The organism is Streptomyces alkaliphilus (genome assembly GCF_014141535.1).
GTDB lineage: Bacteria > Actinomycetota > Actinomycetes > Streptomycetales > Streptomycetaceae > Streptomyces > Streptomyces alkaliphilus.
On record NZ_VKHT01000292.1, the window covers coordinates 1 to 5,397 of the forward strand.

The 5,397-nt window shown below is 74.2% G+C and carries 4 protein-coding genes; 1 reads left to right on the forward strand and 3 read right to left on the reverse strand.

Annotated elements, in window-relative coordinates; all coding sequences use genetic code 11:
* Positions 1-11: 11 nt before the first annotated feature.
* Positions 12-644, reverse strand: a complete 633-nt coding sequence (locus FNQ90_RS11455) for a DUF5998 family protein (RefSeq protein WP_143617779.1) — start codon at positions 642-644, stop codon at positions 12-14.
* 84 nt (positions 645-728) lie between these two features.
* Positions 729-3,590 carry a bifunctional acetate--CoA ligase family protein/GNAT family N-acetyltransferase gene (locus tag FNQ90_RS11460; RefSeq protein ID WP_182606275.1) on the reverse strand — a complete coding sequence of 954 codons (2,862 nt, stop codon included), beginning with the start codon at positions 3,588-3,590 and terminating at the stop codon, positions 729-731.
* Positions 3,591-3,868: 278 nt separating this feature from the next.
* Here FNQ90_RS11460 and FNQ90_RS11465 point away from each other — a divergent pair, with 278 nt between their 5' ends.
* The gene (locus tag FNQ90_RS11465; RefSeq protein ID WP_182606276.1) at positions 3,869-4,153 is read left to right on the forward strand and encodes an HPr family phosphocarrier protein; all 285 of its coding nucleotides are present in this window, start codon (positions 3,869-3,871) and stop codon (positions 4,151-4,153) included.
* 362 nt (positions 4,154-4,515) lie between these two features.
* On the opposite strand, the gene FNQ90_RS11470 is transcribed toward FNQ90_RS11465, so the two are convergent.
* Positions 4,516-5,193: a GntR family transcriptional regulator gene (locus FNQ90_RS11470; RefSeq protein ID WP_182606277.1), complete on the reverse strand. Its 678-nt coding sequence runs from the start codon at positions 5,191-5,193 to the stop codon at positions 4,516-4,518.
* Positions 5,194-5,397: the final 204 nt, after the last annotated feature.

The window sequence follows — 5,397 nt, forward strand, 5'->3', positions numbered from 1 at the left end:
GGGCACCCCGGTCACCGGCCGGTCGGGGCGGTGGCCTCGGAGAGGGCGCGGGCGAACTCCAGGGTCTGCCGGACGGTCTCCGGGCCGTCCCCCGCCTCGCTGATGCGCAGCGAGAGGTCATCGGCCGTGGTGGAGCCGGTGTAGCCGTGATCGGCCTCGCAGCCGGGATCGCCGCAACCGGCGGGCTCGAGGTCGATGCGCGAGACCGCGCCCCAGCCGATGGTGAGGACCACCTCGTGCGGCAGGGTGCCGGGGGTGTACGCCTCGGGGTCGGCGACGACCCGGCTGAGCACCACCGAGGAGATGCGATCCAACCGGACCGACTCGGTGGAGGTGGTCGCGTAGGGGGCCGGCGCGACGGGCTGGGCCGAGCCGGACCCCCGGCCGGAGGGATCGGGCGCGCCGGGGTCGGCGGGCTGCTCGTCGGTGTGGCTGACGACGAAACGGGTGGCGGTCAGCACCAGCACGGTGACGTGCCGACGGACCTCGTTGCTGTCGAAGGTCGTCTCCTGGTGCACCAGGTAGGAGACCACCGGCTCCCTGCCCACGGCCGACTCGACCGCGTCCGCCACGAGCGCCGGGTAGTAGCCGCTGCGCTCGATCGCCGCGCGCAGCCCCTGGGTGGTGGTACCGGTCTTCGCCATGCCGTCCATCCTAAGGGGAGGTACCGACGTCGACGCCCCCCGAGCGGGCCCGGTGCCGGGCCCGCCCGGGGAGTTTTCGCCGACTCACCAGGAGGCGAGCCGGCGCGGGCCGAGGTCGCTGCGCGGCGGGGCGGGCGCGACCCGCACGGAGGCGGAGAGCACGGCCACGCCCCGGGCGGAGACCACGACGGGTTCGAGGTCCACGGCGGAGACCTCGGGGTGGTCGTCCACCAGGCGACCGAGCCGCAGCAGGACGTCCTCCAGCGCGGCGGTGTCCACGGGCTGGGCACCGCGCCAGCCGAAGAGCATGGGAGCGGCCCGGATGGAACGGATCACCTCCGCGGCGGCCCGGTCGGTGAGGGGCAGCAGGGCGTGACCCAGATCACCGAGGAGTTCGGAGGCGGGGCCGGCCAGGCCGAAGGAGAGCACGGCGCCGATGGCCGGATCGACCACCGCGCGCACCACGGTGTCCACGCCGCGCGGGGCCATCGGCTGCACCACCTGGCGCAGTTCGGTCGGGCCGCCGAGGTCGGCGATCATCTCGGCGCGGGCCCTCAGCAGATCCTCCCCGGAGCCGAGGCCGAGCCGGATCCCGCCGAGGTCCGCGCGGTGGCGCAGGTGGGGGGCGGTGGTCTTCAACGCCACCGGGTAGCCCAGGCGCTCGGCGGCCTCGAGGGCCGCCTCCTCGGTGGGGGCGGGCAACGCGGGCAGGACACGGATGCCGTAGGCGGCCAGCAGCCGGTGGGCGGCCTCCTCGGTGAGGGCGACGCTGCGGACGGCCCCCGGCGATCCGGGGCCCCCGGCGGTGGCGGCGGCGACCCGCCCGCCGAGGGCCTCGGCGAGCACCGCGCCGGCGGCGGCCTCGTCCACGTCCTCGTACCGGGGCGCCTTCCCCGGGGTGGCGGCGGCACGTCGCCACCGGGCGTGCCGATCGGCGTGCGCCAGGGCGCGGACGGCGCGTTCGGCGGAGGGGTAGGCGGGGATGTCCCGGGCGTTGAGGGCCTCGGCCAGCCCCTCGATCGCCACGTGGGCGACGACGACGGGTTTGGTACCGACGGTCCCGGCGGGGGGTTCCTCGTCACCCCGCGGGTGTTCCCCGTCCTCGGGGGTCGCGTCCCGCAGGGCGGCGTGCAGGGCCTCGGTGAGGGCGTGTCCCCAGCTCTCGGAACCGACCCCACCCGAACCCGGCTCCCGCTCCCCCACCACCGGTACCGCGGTGACCACGACGGCGTCGGTCGCCGGGTCCGCGAGGGCCTCGGCAACCGCCCGCCGGTACGCGGCGGGTTCGGCGTCGGCGGGCAGCGACGGCGCCAGGCGCGGGATGAGGCCCTGGGCGCGACAGGCGTCGTGCACCACCAGACCCAGCGACTCCGCGTTGCCCACCACGGAGACCCGGGGGCCGGCGGGCAGCGGGCCGCGGGCGAGCAGCGAACCGGCGTCCACCATCTCCGTGACGGTGTCGGCCTCGATCACACCGGCCCGACCCAGCAGCGCCGAGACGGTGGTGTCGGGGGTGCGACCGGGGCCCAGTGCCGGCACGGCGTGGCCGGTGGGGACACTGCCGCCGCTGTGCCGACCGCCCCGCACGACGATCACCGGCCGCCCCGCGGCTGCGGCCCGGCGCACCAGGCGGGTGAACTTGCGCGGGTTGCCCAGGGACTCCAGGTACATCAGCACCACCCGGGTGTCCGGGTCGTCGTACCAGTACTGCAGGAGGTCGTTGCCGGAGACATCGGCCCGGTTGCCCGCCGAGACGAATCCGGTCAGACCGGCGCCGCGGCGTTCGAGTTCCTCCAGCGCGGCGATGCCGATCGCGGCGGACTGGGTGAACAGACCGATGGGACCGCGGCGGGGGAGGTAGGGGGCCAGGCTCGCGTTCATCCGCACGTCCGGCGCGGTGTTGAAGACGCCGAAGGCGTTGGGACCGATGATCCTCATGCCCAGGGAGCGTGCGTGGTGGACCAGTTCGCGCTGGCGGACCCGATCCGGGGCGCCGGCCATGACCACCAGCCCCTGGACCCCGTGCTCGCCGCACTCCTCGACCACGGCGGGGACCGCCCCGGTGGGCACGGCCAGGACGGCGAGGTCCACGGGCTCGGTGATGTCGGTGATCGAGCGGTGGGCGGGCGCCCCGCCGATCTCCATCGCCCCGCCGTCGGCGGGCAGCGCGTTGTTGACGGCGTACACGCGTCCCGTGAAGCCGGCGCGCAGCAGGTGCTCCAGAACGGTGCGGCCCGCGCCGCCGGGGCGGCGGCCCGCCCCGATGACGGCCACCGAGCGGGGGGCGAGCAACCGGCGCACCGACCGGCCCTCGGCTCGCTGCTCACGCGCCCGCATGACGTTCAAGGACGCCTCGGTGGGTTCCAGATCGAGCGTCAGGTGGACCGAGCCGTCCACGAAGCTGCGGCGCTGGGAGTATCCGGCGTCGGTGAACACCTTGATCATCTTGCTGTTGGCGGGCAACACCTCGGCGACGAAGCCCCGGATGTCGCGCTCCCGGGCACAGGCGGCGATGTGTTCCAACAGCGCGGAGGCCAGGCCCCGGCCGTGGTGGGCGTCCTCGACCAGGAAGGCCACCTCGGCACGGTCGGCGGGGGCGGAGGCGGGGTGTCCGTCGGCGTCGATCCGGTCGTAGCGCACGGTGGCGATGATCTCGTCGCCGACGGTGGCGGCCAGACCCACCCGGTCCACGTAATCGTGGTGGGTGAAGCGGTACACATCGCGGGCCGAGAGACGGGGGTAGGGGGCGAAGAAGCGGTAGTACTTCGACTCGTCGGAGACCCGCTCGTAGAAGTCCACCAGACGGCCCGCGTCGTCCTCGGTGATGGGCCGGATGTGGGCGGTGCCCCCGTCCCGGAGCACCACATCGGCTTCCCAATGGGTCGGGTACGGCTGCGGCGCGGACTCGGCGTCGGGGCTCGGACCGGGGGCGACGGACGGCGGCATGCTGCCACCCTACGGCCGGATGGGCGGCCCGGGCAGCGGACGTACCGGGCCACGTCGAAGGACCTTCGGTCCATCGCCTCGACGCCGCGCGGGGGCCGGGGAGTCCGACGCTTCCGGGTGCCCCGGGTGCGCCGGTGTCGGACGCCCGGGGCAGGCTGGAGACCCGTGGATCGCCCCCGGGGACGCACGGCGTCGTCGACGGGCGGGCTCCGCGGGAAGCGGACCGGGTCCACGGGGGGCCCGGACCGGCAGCGTCCCCGACCCGAAGGGCTTGAACCATGACCATCGAGCGCCGTGTCACCGTCGGCTGGCCGGAGGGCCTGCACGCCCGTCCCGCCTCGATCTTCGTCCGGGCGGTCACCGGTGCGGGGATCCCGGTGACCATCGCCAAGGGTGACGGTCCGGCCGTCAACGCCGCCTCGATGCTGGCGGTGCTGGGACTGGGCGCCGAGGGGGGCGAGGAGGTCGTGCTGGCCTCCGACGCCGAGGGCGCGGAGGAGACGATGGGTCGGCTGGCGAAACTGGTCTCCGAAGGGCTGGAGGAGCTCCCCACCGCGGACTGATCACACGATGTCGGGGCCGGCAGGGGTCGGCCCCGACGTTCCCCGTGCACCGCCTCCGCGGGCCACCGGGCCACCGGATCGGACCTCGCCCCCGGCATCCGGGACGGTGTGGTCGGGGCGAGGAGATGTTCGTCCCGTGGTCCGGGAGTCGCGACACGGGTCGTTTTCCCCGGGGTGGGAATGGGGCGTCGGCGAGGGCGCCCGGCCGATTCGGAGCACGAATTCCCGGACCCGACCGGCGCGGGGGTCACCGAAACGGGCAGGGGAAATCAGCGGCGATTCGACCGACGAATCAACCGGCGGATCAACCGACGAATCAATCAGTGAACCGACACCGTGAATCCAGGTGTATACGACCCTCGTTAAATCCGCCCGCGCGCCGTGTTGACGGCAGGTTTCGGAGTTCTCACCGCGCCCTGGCGCGGGGGCCTGCGCACCGGCGCGGAGCGTTCGAGTTGGGCCACCGTCAGGGCGCGCGCGCGCTCGGCGTCCCCGCGGGCTATCGCGTCCACCAGCGCTCCCCGCTCCTGCCACAGGGGCACCGCCCGTGACACCGGCTCCGCCGCGTAGAGCCAGGTGACCTTGCGGCGCAGCTGCACCAGCATCGACGTCAGGCCGGGACTGCAGGTGGCCCGGGCCACCGTCTCGTGGAACCAGTCGTCCAGTGAACGGAGGTCGGCCTCCTGGCCCTGACCGGCACGTTGTCGCCCCAAGCGCACCAGTCCGCGCAGCACCTTCAGGTGGGCCTCGGTGCGGCGCTGGGCGGCACGGGCCGCGCCCAGGGGCTCCAGCAGGCCGCGGATGTCCAGCAGGTCGGCGGCCTCACGTTCGCCGACCTGCGCCACGCAGGCCCCCGCGTGGCGTCGGGAGACCACGAAGCCCTCCGATTCCAGGGTGCGCAGTGCCTCGCGCACCGGCACCCGGGAGACCCCGTAACGGTGTGCCAGCTGCTCCTCCGCGAGTCGGACGCCCGGCGGCAGCACTCCGTCGATGATGTCGTCACGGATCGCCGTGCATACCGTGTGCGCGGAGATACGCATGAAGAGCTCCCACTGATAACGGTGCCGGCCCCGTGGCACCCCGCCATATTCATGCCGGGCCCTGCCCGAACTGTATGGCAAAAACCCCGTGGTGCCGATAGGGCCCCTTGTGGAGGATCCGCTTTCGGCCTCCGGGAAGGGATATCGGGCGGATACCGGGGCGCCCTCGGGAACGGTGTGGGAGAACGGGCGCGGGACCGGGAC

Excerpts from the sequence above, each read along its gene's own strand:
- FNQ90_RS11455 (WP_143617779.1), bottom strand. The coding sequence starts at position 644 with ATGGCGAAGACCGGTACCACCACCCAGGGGCTGCGCGCGGCGATCGAG.
- FNQ90_RS11460 (WP_182606275.1), bottom strand. The coding sequence starts at position 3,590 with ATGCCGCCGTCCGTCGCCCCCGGTCCGAGCCCCGACGCCGAGTCCGCG.
- FNQ90_RS11465 (WP_182606276.1), top strand. The coding sequence starts at position 3,869 with ATGACCATCGAGCGCCGTGTCACCGTCGGCTGGCCGGAGGGCCTGCAC.
- FNQ90_RS11470 (WP_182606277.1), bottom strand. The coding sequence starts at position 5,193 with ATGCGTATCTCCGCGCACACGGTATGCACGGCGATCCGTGACGACATC.